Raw genomic sequence first — 16,365 nt, 5'->3', positions numbered from 1 at the left:
TTGCCGACCGCTGAATTTTCTAGTAAAGTATGTTGAGGATTGCCCTGTCAGCAGTGATGCTTTTGACAGGCGTATCATGAAATAAAGTAAAAAATAGTATTGGAGTATTGAACCGATGGATATTGCAAAGCAGATTGCGAAGGAACTGGAGATTGAGCCGTGGCAGGTGGAGGCGGTGATCAGCCTGATTGACGAGGGGAACACAATCCCTTTTATCGCCCGCTACCGGAAGGAAAAGCACGGGGAGTTGAATGACGAGCAGATTCGTAATCTGAGTGAGAGACTGGGGTATCTGCGAAATCTGGAGGACAGAAAGGCAGCTGTACGGTCTTCCATTGAAGAGCAGGGCAAGATGACAGACGAGCTGTCAAAGGCGATTGACGGCGCGGAAACGCTGGTGTCTCTTGAGGATATCTACCGGCCGTACAAGCAGAAGCGCCGGACGCGCGCGGTAGTCGCGAAGGAGAAGGGACTGGAGCCTCTGGCGCAGATCATCCTGGAGCAGAAGATTACCCGACCGGTTGAGGAAGAGGCGAAGGCCTTTATCAGCGAGGAAAAAGGTGTGAAAACCGCTGCGGAGGCAATTGCCGGCGCTTCAGACATCATCGCGGAGATGATCTCCGACAATGCGGATTTCCGCACCGGAATCCGCAACTTCACGAGAAAGACAGGTATCCTTGTTTCTCAGGCGAAGGATCCGGAGGTGAAGTCGGTTTACGAGATGTATTACGATTTTCAGGAACCGGTGTCGAAGATTACGGGTTATCGTGTACTCGCAATCAACCGCGGAGAGAAGGAGAATATTCTGACCGTCCGAATTGAAGTGGATGTGAGAAAAATCATCCTCTTCATCGGTCATACGCTGATCAAAAGCAACAACCAGTATACGATGCCGGTTCTGATCTCGGCCATGCAGGACAGCTACAAGAGACTGATCGGGCCGGCAATTGAGCGGGAGATCCGCAGTGAGCTGACGGAAAAAGCTGAGGACGGCGCGATCAAGGTCTTTGACAAAAACCTGGAGCAGCTTCTGATGCAGCCCCCGATTGCCGGACAGGTCGTTCTCGGCTGGGATCCCGGATATGCGCACGGCTGTAAGCTGGCAGTTGTGGATGAAACCGGAAAAGTGCTGGATACGGCGATCATCTATCCGGTTCCGCCTTCATCAAACATGAAGCCGAATCAGCGCAAGCTGGAGGAGGCGAAGAAGCTGGTCAAGAACTGGATCCAGAAGTATCATGTCACATTGATTTCACTGGGAAACGGAACCGCGTCCAGAGAGTCCGAGCAGGTCATTGTGGATCTTCTGAAAGAGATTCCGGACTGCAAGGTGCAGTATATGATCACAAATGAGGCGGGCGCGTCCGTATACTCCGCCAGCAAGCTGGCGGCCGAGGAGTTCCCGGATTTTGACGTGGAACAGAGAGGCGCTGCATCCATGGCAAGACGGGTCCAGGATCCGCTGGCCGAGCTTGTCAAGATCGATCCGAAGGCGATCGGAGTGGGCCAGTATCAGCATGACATGAATCAGAAGCGGCTCGGAGAGGCGCTCGGCGGCGTGGTCGAGGACTGTGTAAACCGCGTGGGCGTGGATCTGAATACTGCATCTGCTCCTCTTCTGGAGCATGTGTCTGGCGTCAGCAAGACGTTGGCAAAAAATATTGTCGAGTTTCGCGAGCAGAACGGCCGCTTTGTCAGCCGAAGGGAGCTCTTGAAGGTTCCGAAGCTCGGACCGAAGGCCTTTGAGCAGTGCGCGGGCTTCATGCGGATTGCGGGAGGCAGCGAGCCGCTGGACAATACCGGTGTTCATCCGGAAAGCTACGGCGCGGCGGACGCCCTTGTGGACGAGCTCGGTCTGAACAAGGAAGAACTCTTTGCGTCGACCGCGGTTACCGGAGCCGGACAGACCCGGAAATCCGGACAGAAGGTGGTCGTAAAGGATTATCCTTCGATGGCGGAAAAGCTCGGAATCGGCGAGCCGACACTGCGGGATATCGTAAAGGAGCTGAACGCGCCGGGAAGGGATCCCCGTGAGGATATGCCGAAGCCGATCCTCCGGAGCGATGTCCTCGGCATGGAGGATCTGAAGGTCGGAATGGTTCTCAAGGGAACGGTCCGCAATGTCATCGATTTCGGCGCGTTTGTGGACATCGGTGTTCACCAGGACGGTCTGGTGCACATCTCCGAGATGTCCGACCACAAGTTTGTAAAGCACCCGCTCGATGTTGTCTCCGTCGGGGATGTCGTAGAAGTCAAGGTCATCAGCGTAGATCTCGAGAAAAAACGGATCGGACTTTCGATGAAGATCTGATATATCGATGGAATCATTCGGTGCCATAAATGCAAGTGAAAAATAAGTGATAATAAGCCCCGGAAAGAAATGAAATCTTTCCGGGGCTTATTTACGCGAACAGTGAGCCGCAGCCGAATGCGAAGTATTCGTATGCGGCGAGCGTCGCGATAGCGAGATAAAACTCGCACAGCGTGTTTTATCTCGTTTACCGCTGAAGATACACAGACCGGGCATGTGCAGTCTGCTGAAGACAGACATCCAGGCATATGCAGTCTTGCGTTAGCAGGAAGAAATCAGAAGTAGGTCACGATACCGTACACAACCAGGAATCCGACAATCACCGGAAGCACATACTTGAAGTACCACTTGAGCTTCCCTGAGATCCGGATGCCGGAGCCCTCGTTGACCTCGCTGAGGTAATTCTCAAAGCCCCATCCGTATTTCCAGGTACAGAAGAGAATGATGACAAAGGATCCGACCGGAAGACAGATGTTGCTGACGAAGAAGTCCTCCATGTCCATGATTGTGTTGCCTGCCCTAAGCGGCTGGAAGCTGCTCCAGAGGTTGAAGCCGAGGGCGCAGGGGATTGAGCCCAGCGCGATGAGGATTCCGTTGATCAGTCCGGCTTTTTTGCGGGGCGTGTGGTGCAGGTCGATGGCGAATGCCTGAAGGTTCTCGAACACACCGATCATCGTGGAGAGCGCCGCGAAGAACAGGAAGATGAAGAACAGTGTTCCCCACAGTCTGCCCAGAGCCATCGAGGAGAAGACTCTCGGCAGGGTCAGGAAGATCAGGCTCGGACCGGCGTCCGGCGAGATGCCGTAGGCAAAGCATGCCGGGAAGATGATCAGACCCGCCGTGATGGCGACAAAGGTGTCCAGGCATGTCACGATGACGGCTTCCCCTGCGAGGCGCTTGGTCTTGTCGATGTAGCTTCCGAAGATCTCCATGCCTCCCATACCGATGCTCAGGGTGAAGAAGCTCTGATTCAGAGCGGCGTACATGACGTTCCACACGCCCGCCTTTTTGATGTTGCTGATGCTCGGCTTCAGATAGAAGGAAAAGCCCTTGCCGGCGCCGGGAAGAGTCAGGCTGCGGATTCCGAGAACGATCATGATCAGGATCAGGGCGATCATCATGAATTTCGTGATTTTTTCAACACTGCCCTGAAGCCCGTTGCTGCAGACCACGGCGGTTATAAGAACAATGATGAGCATAAAGCCCGTCAGAATCGCCGGTGAGGAGATCATGTGGGCGTAGACGGATGTGATCTCCACGGTGCTCTTTCCATCAAAGCGCCCGGCGGCCATCTGCACCGCATAGTAGAGGATCCATCCCGATACGACGGAGTAGAACATCAGAAGCACGTAGTTTCCTGCCATGGACAGATAGCCCATCAGATGCCATTTCGTTCCCTTCTTCTCGAGCATGCGGTACGCGGGAAGAATACTTCTGCGGCTGGCCCGGCCCATGGAGTATTCCATGGTCATGATCGGAATTCCGAGAATCAGCAGAAAGACGATGTAAATCAGCACAAAAAATCCGCCGCCGTACTTACCGGTTATGTAGGGGAATCGCCACACATTGCCGATTCCGATGGCACAGCCCGCCGACAGCAGAATGAATCCAAGCCTGGATCCAAGCGTTTCTCTTTTTTCCATATTTCCCCCAAAGTGTAAATGATAAAATTATAGAAGTTCGGTTGTTTCCCTTTCCTTCCGGCGTTTTCTGCGCACACTGTTGATATGCCGTTCGAAGTCTCCGCTGTTGATCAGGTCTGTCAGGACATACTGCTCAAAGGTGGGGACGGTGCTTGAATAGAATCCGACCTTTGTCTGAAACTGTCCCACAAGCTCCTCCGGCAGGATCATGTATCCGATACGGATGGAGGGTGAGACGGTTTTGGAAAAAGTGTTCAGATAGATCACGGTCTTCATGGGCTCCAGGGAGAAGAGCGTGTCTTCGGCCTTTGAGGATACCGTGAATTCCGAATCAAAATCATCCTCGATGATGGTTCCGTTCCTGTCTGCCGCCCACCGGATGTATTCCCTCCGCTTGGAGGCGGAAGCTGTGATGCCGCTCGGGAAACTGTTGAAGGGCGTCACATGAAGGACGGTGGCCTTTGTGGCCGCGAGTTCGGTGCTCAGAATACCCTCCGGTCCCATTTTGAGCATATCGCAGACGACACCGTTCGCCGCGTACATGCGGCGGATTTTCTCATAAGAGGGATCTTCGAGAGCGTAGATACGGTCATGGCCGAGCAGCTGAACGATCAGGCTGTACAGGTATTCCGCTCCGGATCCGATGATGACCTGAGATGGTTCGATGCGGATGCCGCGGCTTCTGGCCAGATAGGACGCGATCGCAATCCGCAGCTCGGGAATGCCGCTTCCGGGAGACTTGACCAGAACCTTCTCTCCCTGACAGGTCAGAACCCTGCGCATGGTCCGCGCGAGGATGCTGTACGGAATGCCGTCAGAGCTGTCCGAAACACCGGAGCGCGTCGTCTCATCCAGCACATCCCGTTCCTGTCGTTTCAGCCGCTTCTCGGAAAAACGCGGCGGATAAGGATGTGCGTGACCTCCGGCACCACCTTCGTGGGCTGTCATTCCCGCTACGGGAACGACGTCCGCTTCCCGGTAGCAGACATAATAGCCGCTTCGCTCTCTCGACTCAACATAGCCCTCGTCACACAGAATCGCGTAGCTGTGTTCGACGGTGATGATGCTGACCCCTACCTCTGAGGTAACCAGCCGTTTGGATGGCAGTTTCGTGCCGTAAGGATATGCGCCTGTCACAATGTCCTCCCGCATCTGCAGATAGAGCTGCATATAGGCGGGCTGTCTGGAATTTCGGTCGATTGAGTATCGCATGGCAGTTTACTGAGGATGGTGACTGCGCCGGTTTACAGCGCAGCAGTATAGTGACTGCGCCGGTTTACAACGCAGCAGTTTAGTGACTGCACCGGTTTACAGCGCAGTAGTATGGCGATTGCGCCGGTTTACAGCGCAACAGTTTAACGCGGAAAACACTCTCATGATTATATACGAAACATGAATGAATTTCAATTTTTTTGGGAGAATACTACATTACGGCAACTGCGGCCGGGAAAAAATCCCGGAGCAGGTCTGATTTACGCGAACAGAGAGCCGCAGCCGAATGCGAAGTATTCGTGTGCGGCGAGCGTCGCGATAGCGAGATAAAACTCGCGCAGCGTGTTTTATCTCGTTTCGAATCATAGCCGGGGCTGCTTGAAGTTGCCGACGAGCTTTTCGGATTTCACGACATTTATGATGGCGTGTGGATCTGCCCTGCGTATCACTTCAATAGCTTCGCTTGCCTCGTAGCTGGATGTGACGGCAAGCAGAAGACTGGTTTTTTCACCGGTATAGCCTCCGGTGCCGTCCAGAATGGTGACGCCATGGTCGAAGCGCTTTAGGTAGGCCTTTGTGACATCGGTCTTGTGCTTGGTGAATATCTGAAGCACGACCCGTTTGTAGCGGTTGTGGAAGGTATTAATCATCCGGGTGGATATAAACTGGAAGATAATCGAATAGCCGGCCTGGCCCCATCCTGCGACCGATCCGAAGATTGCCAGCTGCAGGCAGTTGAAGAAGAAGACCTGCATCCAGATCTCATTTCCCGTCTTGTTTGATACGTAGAGGGCGATGAAATCTGTTCCTCCGGTGGAGCCGCCACCCTGAAGGGCAATCGTGGTGCCTGCGCCCCAGATTACTCCGCCGAAGATCACATTGAGAATCTCCTGGTCAAAAATCCGGTAGTGAGGAAACAGATGCATGAACAGAGACAGCATCAGAATCTGGATCAGGGACAGCAGGACAAATCGCTTTGAGATATGGCGGATGCAGAAAAGCGCGACCGGAATATTCAGCCCCAGATACACAACGATCAGCGGGATATTTACATGGAACAGGCCGCCGATGACATGTGTCAGACGGGAGATGCCCATGACTCCGCCCGGGAGCAGGTTGGCTTCTTCAATCAGCAGGTTATTGCCGCAGGCCATGATAAAAGAGGAAAGAATCATGGCGCCCAGAGAGAACATATTTCTTCTGGTGAATATTTTGTTTTCAGTCATAGCGGATTCTCCTCGTTCGTTTGCTTCCTTCGATTAGTAATCTGAAGGATATCGAATTTCTACAGCTCTATTGTACAGGAAAAGATATCTGAAAGGAATGTATCCGGAGGGATTTTTTCAAAGGATGAATGGCTCTGTTCAGCGACATGGAACGCAGGTCAAGGTGGCTTGAGCCAGGGGCGGAGAGAAAATTTGGGCATATGTGTGCGACAACAGGGTGAAAATGTGAAATATCTGGCGGGATGTGAAAAAAATATCGTGCCGGGTTGATTTGATGTGTATTTATGGTATCATATAAAGACACGCTTCTTTTACACTTTAAAGCGCGAAAATAGATTCGGAACGATCCGATCATGAAACAAGGAGAGAAGACACTATGGAAATGCAGATGAATTTTATCCGGAAACTTCCGACACCGCAGGAGCTGAAGGCGGAGTTTCCGCTTGACCAGAGGCTGAAGGACATCAAAGAGCAGAGAGACCAGGAGATCGAAGCGATCTTTACCGGGAAGGATGACCGTTTTCTTCTGATTATCGGCCCCTGCTCGGCGGACAATGAAGATGCCGTTCTGGATTATATGAACCGTCTGGCAAAAGTACAGGAAAAGGTGAAGGACAGAATCTTCATCATTCCCCGTGTCTATACGAATAAACCGAGAACGCTCGGGACCGGATATAAGGGAATGCTGCATCAGCCGGATCCCGAGGGCAAGGAGGATATGCTCGCGGGCATCATCGCGATCCGGGATATGCACACGAGAGTGATCCGGGAGACCGGCTTCACCTGCGCGGAGGAGATGCTCTATCCGGAGAATCACAGATATCTGTCGGATCTGCTGTCCTATGTGGCGGTCGGCGCGCGCTCCGTGGAGGATCAGCTGCACCGCCTCGTGGCGAGCGGCATCGGCATCCCTGCAGGAATGAAAAATCCGACCTCCGGCGATCTGACGGTTATGATGAATTCCATCACAGCGGCTCAGTCCAGACAGAAGTTCCTTTACAGGGGATGGGAGGTTCAGACGACGGGAAATCCGATGGCACATGCTATTCTCCGCGGATATGTTGACAAATTTAACAACAGTATGCCAAATTATCATTATGAAGACCTTCGAAATGTCTGTGAGCTCTATGCGGAGCGGGATCTGAAGAACCCGGCGGTGATCGTGGACTGCAATCATGCGAATTCCGGTAAGAAATACATTGAGCAGATCCGTATAGCCAAGGACGTTCTTCACAGCATGCATGTATCTGAAGACATTCACAGGATGGTGAAGGGCCTCATGATCGAGAGCTATCTGGAAGATGGAAATCAGAAGATCGGTGAGGGCATCTATGGAAAATCAATCACAGATCCCTGCCTTGGCTGGGAGAAGTCCGAGAAGCTGATCTGCGAGCTGGCAGAACTGGTATAAGCTGACAGAACGCTCAGAAAATAAACAGACCAGAATAGCGCGTTCAGAACGCCCAGAAAATAAACAAACCCAAACAGAGCGTTCAGAAAACAAACAAACGAACCGGCGCAGCCTGCAGAACTGTGCGAAGAAGAGTAAGTGAATGATAACAGATAAGACGCAGAAAACTGAAAGGGATAAAACCGCGTATCCGGATTCGCGGGAGGCGCTTGCCGGGCAGATTCTGCAGTTCGCGCGGGACAAGCTGATCACGGAGATGCCATATCTGAACCGGGCGCTCCTGGCGATGCCGGTGGTCTTTTATACACCGTCCGCAGAGAGAGCTGATGAACCGGGAGACAGGATGAATCCGGCTCCGAAGGGCGTATTGCCGGGGTCCGGGACAGCTGGCTTAGGCCCGGTGAGCTCCGCTGGAGAGAAGGAAAAGACGGAGAGTGAGTTCCGGAATCCGGAAAGTGAGGGTGCAGAGCGTGATCAGGAAAAGAAGACCCTAGGGGAAAAGCTCGCCGGAAGCCTGCTCGGCATTGATGCCGGCGGGTACCGTCTGGCGGATCTTCCTGCGGGCATCGGAACTAACGGCAGCTACATTTACTGTGATGCGGAATCAGTGATCCGGTTGTTTCGAGAGGACCGGATCCGACTGATCCGAACCTTCCTTCACATGATTTTCCACTGTCTCTTTCGGCATCCGTTCCGGTATACGAGACTGGAGACGGGGCTGTGGGACCTGGCTGCCGATATCGCCGCGGAAAACGCGGTGGAGGAGTGCGGTCTTCGTGATCTGGAGCTTCCGGAAGACTGGGAGCGCAGAAACCGGATCCGCCAGCTGCGCAGATACACAGAGAAGATGACCGCCGAGAGCCTTTATCGTTTGTTCCTTGGAGAATCCGTACCGGAAAAGGATGGCAATGTTCCGGGAGAAAATCAGGTCACGAAGGATGGCAATGTTCGGGGAGAGAATCTGGCCTCGAGGGATGGTAATGTTCCGGGAGAAAATCTGGCCTCGGGAGAGGGCAATGCTCATAGAGAGAATGGAGCAGAGGAGCTCCGTGAGCTCTTTCGTTTTGATCTGCACGAGCCATGGCTGATGGAAGATCATGTCTGGAAGGAGATGATCATCCGCCGGGGCGGAGATTCGGTCGGACAGAAGTGGCAGACCATCAGCAGCGGCGTGCAGAAGGATATGGAGTCCTTCGAGAAGAACCAGGCAAGAGTTCCGGGTGGATTGAAAAAGGTTTTTCACGAGCAGTACCGGAAAAGCGGAGAGTATGAGTCGTTTCTCCGGAAGTTTGCGAGATCGGCGGAAGAGATTCACGTCAACCCGGATGAATTTGACTATATCTATTATACTTATGGCATGCAGCTGTACCGTAACATGCCGCTGATCGAGCCGCTTGAATATCGGGAGACCATGAAGATCCGTGATTTTGTCATCGCGCTGGATACCTCTGGCTCCTGCCAGGGATCGACGATCCGTAACTTTCTCCACAAGACGTGGTCCGTGCTGAAAACGACAGAGAGCTTTACAGAACGGATGAATCTTCATATTATACAATGTGACAGCGACATACAGGAGGACAGAAAGATAACCTCCGATGAAGAGTTTGAGCGGTACATGAAGAGCATTGAGATTTCCGGGTCCGGAGGAACAGACTTCCGGCCCGTGTTTGAACGGGTAGACCAGATGAGAGCTTCCGGAGAACTGAGAAATCTCCGGGGACTCCTTTATTTCACGGACGGATACGGGACGTTTCCACTGCGGAAACCAGAGTATCAGACGGCGTTTATTTTTGTCAGAGAGGGATTTGAGATTCCGAAGGTGCCGTCGTGGGCGATGAGGCTCGTTCTGGACGCGGAAGACTTCGGTTAGCGGAAGCAAAGCTGAAGATGCGTGAGCAGTAAGCCGCGTCCGCCGGGCACGCATCGCAAAAACGCTGACAGGCTTGCGGAACTGGCCCTGAAAAAGAGAACGTAATACAGACAGAGACGCAGACGGGGCCACGGACTGTAACACAAACGGAGACGCAGACGGGGCCACGAACCGGTACACAGCGGGAGATGCAGACGGGGCCACGGACCGGAACATAGACGGAGAAAGAGACACAGACCGGTACACAGTCGGAGACGCAGAAAGAGTCAGAGATACAGAAAGAGATAGGAATGAATATACAGCAGGCAAAGGAACAGATTCGTCAGGCAGTGATGATCTATCTGATGAAGGATGAATATGGAAATTACAGAATTCCTCTGGAGAGGCAGAGACCGGTGTTCCTGATCGGCGCGCCGGGAATCGGAAAAACTGCAATCATGGAACAGATCGCGAGGGAGCTTGATATCTCCCTCGTCTCATATTCCATGACACACCACACGAGACAGAGCGCTCTCGGTCTGCCGTTTATCTCCCGCAAGAGCTATCAGGGCGAGGCCTGCAATGTTTCCGAATATACGATGAGTGAGATTATCGCCTCCATGTATGAAAACATGGAGAAATCCGGAAAGAAGGAAGGCATACTGTTTCTGGATGAGATCAACTGTGTCTCGGAAACGCTCGGTCCTTCCATGCTTCAGTTTTTGCAGTACAAGACCTTCGGCACTCATCAGATCCCGCGGGGCTGGGTCGTGGTAACTGCCGGCAATCCGCCGGAGTACAACCGATCGGTGCATGAGTTTGATATCGTCACACTGGACCGCCTTAAGGTCCTGAAGGCGGAGCCAGATTATGCCACATGGAAGACCTATGCGGAAAAGCAGGGAATTCACAAGGCAATTCAGTCTTATCTGGATATCAATCCGGATGATTTCTATTCGATCGAGACGACGGTTGACGGCAAGAACTACGTGACGGCGCGCGGCTGGGAAGATCTCTCCGAGGCAATTTTTCTCTATGAGGAACAGAGTTTCCCGGTTGATGAGATGCTGATCGGACAGTATCTGCACCATCCGAGAATTGCCGCGGAATTTGCAACGTATTATCAGCTGTACCGGAAGTACCGGGAAGACTACCAGGTCCGCCGCATTCTGGACGGGACCGCGGAGAGCCAGATCGTGGCGAGAGCGGGGAAGGCACCCTTTGATGAGAGAATCACGCTTCTTGGGCTTCTGACGGAGGCGCTTCTGCCGGAAATCCGGCAGAACGTGCGGGAGGAAGACTGCCTGAAGGGTCTGCACGCCGGACTGGCTGAGATCGGTGCCGGGATACAGGAAAAAAATGCGCGGTCCGTCTCGGAGCTTCTGACAGAAGCTATGCAGAAAGAAGAGCAGAAGCTGGAGGAGCTGACGGCGGCAAACGGGATCACAGACGATGAGAGACTCCGGAGGCAGTACCCCATCGCCTTTGCCGGGGAGTGTCTGAAGGATTTTCGTCTGGAAAAGCCTGCGGGATCCGACAAAGAATTTGAAATTGTAAAAAGAATTTTCTCGGGGCGCGTCAGCTCTATGAAGGGGGAGACCTCCCGGATCAGCAGGGAGATTTCCAACGTATTCGATTTTGTCAGCCGCGCCTTCGGCGACGGGAATGAAATGCTTCTCCTGGTGACAGAGCTCACGGTCAACGATTACAGCGTCCGCTTTCTCAGTGCGCACGGGAATGAGGAATATTTCCGCTACCATGAAAAGTTCATGCTTTCCGAGAGGGAAAAGGAGCTGTCCCGGGAAGTGAATGCGATTTAAGGCAGAATGGTACCGGGAAAATGAATGCAATGCGAGAAAGAATGGTGCCGGGAAAATGAATGCAATGTGAGAAAGAATGGTGCCGGGAAGTGAATGTGTTGTGAAGCAGATTGGAATAGCGCATGGTATCGATAGATAAGTATTTAAAAAAAGACGCACTTCTGTTAAAATATGCACGTAGCGCGGGAGAAAACGAGACAGACAGAATAAAACTTCAGAATTCCGGCACGATTCTTGTGTTTCCGGTTGAGAATACCTACATGATGAATGATCTGCTCACCGGGTTCGGCAGAAACGGGAAGGAGTATGATTTCTCGGTCTATGACAGGGTGCTCGACCGTACCTGGATGGATTCCAGGAGAGTGGAAATGATTCTGATGCGTCTGAAGTATCCGGAGGATCTCGCCCCGGAGAAGGCGGCGGAGTACCGCGGCAGAATCAACGCAAAGCTGGAGGAAGTCCTGCGTCATCTCGCGGCTGACCGGAATCTTCCGGTACTGAAGCTTCTGGCGGAAGAGGGATTTTTCAATGCGGAAAATATTGAGGGCTGCATTAAAACTCTCGAAAGAGCCGGTGAGAGAGAAATGATGCTCTGGCTGATGAACTGGAAGAATCAGGAGATCGGAAGCGACGCGTTTGATTTTTCCCTCTGATGCGGCAGGCACGCGTATATGCGGTGGATTGCTGAGATGCGCGCCGCGGAATAAATGATGAATATGATTGAGTGGTTAATAAATCAGGATGATTGTTCCGCAGAGGCAGAATCTGCCTTTCGGATGAATCATAAATCAACTATTTAAAATTTTTTCAAAAGGAGGAGCCGGTTATTCCGGCGAGTGGAGATGGAGAAAATTTTCAAACTCAAAGAGCACGGCACAACCGTGAGAACTGAGATCATCGCTGGTCTCACAACTTTCCTGACGATGGCTTACATCCTTGCCGTCAACCCGAATATTCTGGGTACGGTTATGGATCGGAGCGGCGTATTCGTTGCAACAGCTCTTGCTTCGGCGATCGCTACCTTCATCATGGGATTCTTCGCAAATTACCCGATTGCTCTTTCCGCAGGTCTCGGACTGAACGCGTATTTTGCTTATACCGTATGTCTGGGCGAACTTGGAGGACAGGCAGATGCCTTCACGATCTGTCTGACTGCTGTATTCATTGAGGGCATTATCTTTATCATCATGTCCCTGTTCAAGGTACGTGAGCAGATCATCAACGGAATCCCGGCAAACCTGAAGAACGGTATTTCCGCAGGTATCGGTCTGTTCGTAGCGTTCATCGGTCTTCAGAACGCGAACATCGTCGTTGCAAATGATTCCACAAAGGTCGGCCTTGGAGACTTCAGCAAACCGGATGTCGCCTTGGCGCTGATCGGATTCATCATCATCCTGATCCTGGTGCATTACAACGTAAAGGGTTCTGTGCTGATCGGCATTATCGTAACCTGGGTTCTCGGAATGATCGCACAGGCAGCCGGCTGGTATGTCGTTGACGTTGACGCGGGCGTTTACAGTGTATTCCCGAACTTCTCCGCAGGTCTTCAGCTCGGAGGTATCGCGAACACAGCGTTCAAGTTTAATTTCGCATGGGCAGGACAGCATCTGATTCAGTTCATCGCGATCATGTTCAGTTTCCTGTATGTAGATCTCTTTGATACCGTTGGAACGGTTGTCGGCGTTGCAGACAAGGCGGGACTTCTGGATGAGAACGGAAATCTTCCCCGTGTAGGCCGCGTACTTCTGTCTGATGCTATTGGTACTGTTGCAGGTGCTTGTCTTGGTACATCCACGATTACTTCCTTCGTAGAGTCCAGCGCAGGTGTTGCTGCGGGCGGACGCACCGGTCTGACCGCGGTTACAACCGGTGTGATGTTCATCCTGTCCCTGTTCCTGAGCCCGATCTTCCTTGCAATTCCGAGCTTTGCTACAGCACCGGCTCTTCTGTATGTCGGCATGCTGATGATCTCGTCAGCGAAGAAGATTGAATTTGACGGAGATATCGCCGATACGGCAGCCGCGTACATGGCGATGCTGATGATGCCGCTGGCGTACTCCATCGCGACAGGTATCATGTTCGGTATCCTGTCATGGGTTATCCTGAAAGTATTCGAGAAGAAGGCAAAGGATGTCAGCCCGGTAATGTGGGTGGTATTCGTCCTGTTCTGCCTGAGGATTGTATCTCTGGTTACAAACTTCTCGTAACTCCATGCGATAAATCGATCCATCTGACAGATCTATCGATTGGATCCGTGAATCAGAGTCCTCTGTCAGATATACCGATTGAATTGCAGCGCAAAGAAAGGCTGTCGCGTCATCTCTGACGCGGCAGCCTTTCTTTGTGCTACTTAAAAGCTCTTAAAAGCTATAGAAAATTCATCCAAGTGTCACGACGACATTTACGTCAGTTTTACCCTGGACAGGCGGAATCACGTTGCCTTCGACCGGACTGCCGTCGATCGTCATGGATTTCACACCCTTCTGTACGTGAGCGGAGTTGTTCACGGTGATGTGATATCTGACGCCGCGGAAGGTTCGGTCAATGGTATATCCCTTCATGGTGTCAGGAATACATGGATCGATTTTCAATCCGTGGAACGTAGGCTGAACACCGAGGATGTACTGACTCATAGCCGTGAAGGTCCATGCGGCGGTGCCGGTGAGCCAGCTGTTTTTGCCCTCTCCGAAGGTGGGCGCGTCGATGCCGGCGACCATCTGACAGTACACATATGGTTCTGTGCGGTGAATCTCGCTGATATCTTCCAGGTAGATCGGACAGGTCTTGCGGAACACCTCAAAGGCGCGGTTGCCGTGGCCGAGAACGGTCTCCGCACAGGCAATCCAAGGGTTGTTGTGACAGAAGATCCCTGCGTTTTCCTTATACCCCGGAGGGTAAGAGGAAATTTCACCGAGCTCGACATGATATTTTGTGTAAGCCGGCTGCAGCAGGACGATGCCGTATTTTGTCTCGAGCTTCTGCTCAACACTTTTCAGTGCGGTTTCGGCCTTTCCGTCGTCTACTCCGACGCCTGCCATTACGCACATGCCCTGAGGCTCGATATAGATCTGGCCCTCTTCGCAGGTATGGCTGCCGACGGCCTTGCCGTATGCGTCATAGGCACGAACAAACCAGCTGCCGTCCCATCCGGCGTCCTCGATGGCTGTCTCCATTTCCTTCACATTCCTGCGGACTTCCGCAGCTTCTTCATCAAGACCGATCTGATCACACAGCTCCGCATACTCTGTTCCGTATTTAACATACATTCCAGCGATAAAAACAGACTCTGCCACCGGTCCCTCGCTCGGACCGAAGGTCTGAAAGCTTTCGCCGGGTTCCTCTGAGAAGCAGTTCAAATTCAGGCAGTCATTCCAGTCAGCGCGGCCGATCAGCGGAAGACTGTGGGGACCCCGGTGTGTTGAGGTGAAGCGGAAACTTCTTCTCAGGTGCTCCATCAGCGGAACTGCTCTGGAAAAATCACAGTCAAAGGCGCATTTCTCGTCCAGAATCGAGAAATCGCCGGTCTCGCGGATGTATGCGCAGACCGCAGCGATCAGCCACAGAGGATCGTCGTTAAAACCTCCGCCGATGTCCGCGTTTCCTTTTTTGGTCAGAGGCTGGTACTGATGGTATGTGCTGCCATCCTCGAACTGCGTATTCGCGATATCGATGATTCGTTCACGCGCCCTTTCGGGGATCAGATGGACGAATCCCAGAAGATCCTGACAGGAATCCCGGAACCCCATTCCCCTCCCGAGACCGCTTTCGAAATAGCTGGCGCTGCGGCTCATATTGAAGGTCACCATACACTGATACTGGTTCCAGATGTTCACAAGGCGGTTCAGCTTTTCATCATCGGTGTGCACGGTGTAGGTGGATAACAGCCGGCTCCAGTAATCCTTCAGTTCCTGAAATGCCAGATCCACCTGTTCGTCGGTCTGGTATTTTGCGAGAAGCTCATTTGCCGGCTTCTTGTTGATGACATTCGGAGCCTCGAACTTCTGATCTTTCGGATTCTCACAGTATCCCAGAACAAAAATAAAGCTCTCCGAGGCACCCGGGGCGAGATCGACCTTGAGATGGTGACTTCCGACCGGCTGCCAGCCGTGTGCGATACTGTTCCTGCTTTCTCCTGCAAGCACTGCCTCAGGATTGGCAAAGCCGTTGTAGAGTCCGATGAAAGCCTCTCTGCTGGTATCGAATCCGGCGATATCGCGATTCACGGAATAGACGGCATAGTGGTTCCGGCGTTCACGATATTCGGTCTTGTGGTAGATCGTATTTCCGAGTACCTCCACCTCACCGGTGGAAAAATTGCGCTGGAAGTTTGAAGCGTCGTCCTGTGCGTTCCAGAGACAGAACTCGACGAAGCTGAACAGATCCAGATGCCGCTGGGAAGAGGAGTTGTTCGTCAGAATGATGCGGTTGATCTCACAGTTGTCATGAATCGGTACAAATGCCTGAAGGGTAGCCTCGATCTGGTTTTTGGTCCCGGTGATGATGGTGTATCCCAGACCATGCCGGCAGGAATAGCTGTCAAGCTCGGTCTGAGTCGGCTGCCATCCGGGATTCCAGATCGTATCTCCGTCTTTAATATAGTAATAACGCCCGCCGTTATCCAGAGGACAGTTATTGTAGCGATATCTGGTGAGCCGCAGGAGCTTCGCGTCTTTATAGAAGGAGTATCCTCCGGCCGTATTTGAAATCAGGCTGAAAAAATCCTGTGAACCCAGATAATTGATCCAGGGAAGGGGAGTACGTGGCGTGCTGATCACGTACTCTTTGTTCGCGTCGTCAAAGTGTCCGAATTTCATCTGATATCCTCCTTTCAGATGGCTCTGTATATGCATACATAATCACATATTATAAGATAGTTCTTTTGCGCGCCGTGCG

Annotated in this window: 10 protein-coding genes; 6 read left to right on the top strand and 4 right to left on the bottom strand. The window is 52.4% G+C overall.

The annotated features are described in order from the left end of the window. Nucleotides 1-115: 115 nt before the first annotated feature. Nucleotides 116-2,311, top strand: coding sequence for a Tex family protein (locus ACTQ3A_RS09245; protein ID WP_441101327.1), 2,196 nt, complete (start codon nucleotides 116-118; stop codon nucleotides 2,309-2,311). A gap of 275 nt (nucleotides 2,312-2,586) precedes the next feature. On the opposite strand, the gene ACTQ3A_RS09240 is transcribed toward ACTQ3A_RS09245, so the two are convergent. The 3 genes from ACTQ3A_RS09240 to ACTQ3A_RS09230 form a co-directional block, all read right to left on the bottom strand. Further along, nucleotides 2,587-3,954 (bottom strand): sodium-dependent transporter, encoded by a 1,368-nt coding sequence (locus ACTQ3A_RS09240; protein ID WP_441494660.1) that lies wholly within the window; start codon nucleotides 3,952-3,954, stop codon nucleotides 2,587-2,589. Between the two features lie 27 nt (nucleotides 3,955-3,981). After that, the gene (gene pdxR, locus ACTQ3A_RS09235; RefSeq protein WP_441100444.1) at nucleotides 3,982-5,166 is read right to left on the bottom strand and encodes a MocR-like pyridoxine biosynthesis transcription factor PdxR; all 1,185 of its coding nucleotides are present in this window, start codon (nucleotides 5,164-5,166) and stop codon (nucleotides 3,982-3,984) included. A gap of 362 nt (nucleotides 5,167-5,528) precedes the next feature. After that, nucleotides 5,529-6,392: a YitT family protein gene (locus ACTQ3A_RS09230; protein ID WP_441100445.1), complete on the bottom strand. Its 864-nt coding sequence runs from the start codon at nucleotides 6,390-6,392 to the stop codon at nucleotides 5,529-5,531. 376 nt (nucleotides 6,393-6,768) lie between these two features. Here ACTQ3A_RS09230 and ACTQ3A_RS09225 point away from each other — a divergent pair, with 376 nt between their 5' ends. The 5 genes from ACTQ3A_RS09225 to ACTQ3A_RS09205 all read left to right on the top strand — a co-directional run bounded on the left by ACTQ3A_RS09225 (nucleotide 6,769) and on the right by ACTQ3A_RS09205 (nucleotide 13,679). Then, nucleotides 6,769-7,803, top strand: a complete 1,035-nt coding sequence (locus ACTQ3A_RS09225; protein ID WP_441100446.1) for a 3-deoxy-7-phosphoheptulonate synthase — start codon at nucleotides 6,769-6,771, stop codon at nucleotides 7,801-7,803. A 142-nt stretch (nucleotides 7,804-7,945) separates the two neighbouring features. Continuing rightward, nucleotides 7,946-9,673 (top strand): vWA domain-containing protein, encoded by a 1,728-nt coding sequence (locus tag ACTQ3A_RS09220; protein WP_441100447.1) that lies wholly within the window; start codon nucleotides 7,946-7,948, stop codon nucleotides 9,671-9,673. A gap of 290 nt (nucleotides 9,674-9,963) precedes the next feature. Further along, nucleotides 9,964-11,472 carry an ATP-binding protein gene (locus ACTQ3A_RS09215; protein WP_441494661.1) on the top strand — a complete coding sequence of 503 codons (1,509 nt, stop codon included), beginning with the start codon at nucleotides 9,964-9,966 and terminating at the stop codon, nucleotides 11,470-11,472. Between the two features lie 122 nt (nucleotides 11,473-11,594). Beyond that, nucleotides 11,595-12,125 (top strand): hypothetical protein, encoded by a 531-nt coding sequence (locus ACTQ3A_RS09210; RefSeq protein ID WP_441100449.1) that lies wholly within the window; start codon nucleotides 11,595-11,597, stop codon nucleotides 12,123-12,125. A gap of 189 nt (nucleotides 12,126-12,314) precedes the next feature. Continuing rightward, on the top strand, nucleotides 12,315-13,679 hold the full coding sequence (locus tag ACTQ3A_RS09205; protein ID WP_441100450.1) for an NCS2 family permease: 1,365 nt from the start codon (nucleotides 12,315-12,317) through the stop codon (nucleotides 13,677-13,679). A gap of 171 nt (nucleotides 13,680-13,850) precedes the next feature. Here ACTQ3A_RS09205 and ACTQ3A_RS09200 read toward each other — a convergent pair whose 3' ends face one another. Then, complete coding sequence (locus tag ACTQ3A_RS09200) at nucleotides 13,851-16,286, bottom strand: GH36-type glycosyl hydrolase domain-containing protein (RefSeq protein ID WP_441494662.1); 2,436 nt, start codon at nucleotides 16,284-16,286, stop codon at nucleotides 13,851-13,853. Between the last annotated feature and the right edge of the window lie 79 nt (nucleotides 16,287-16,365).

This window comes from Bilifractor sp. LCP21S3_F8, assembly GCF_052117805.1.
Classification (GTDB): Bacteria; Bacillota; Clostridia; order Lachnospirales; family Lachnospiraceae; genus Bilifractor.
This window is presented reverse-complemented; position numbering and strand designations above follow the sequence as displayed.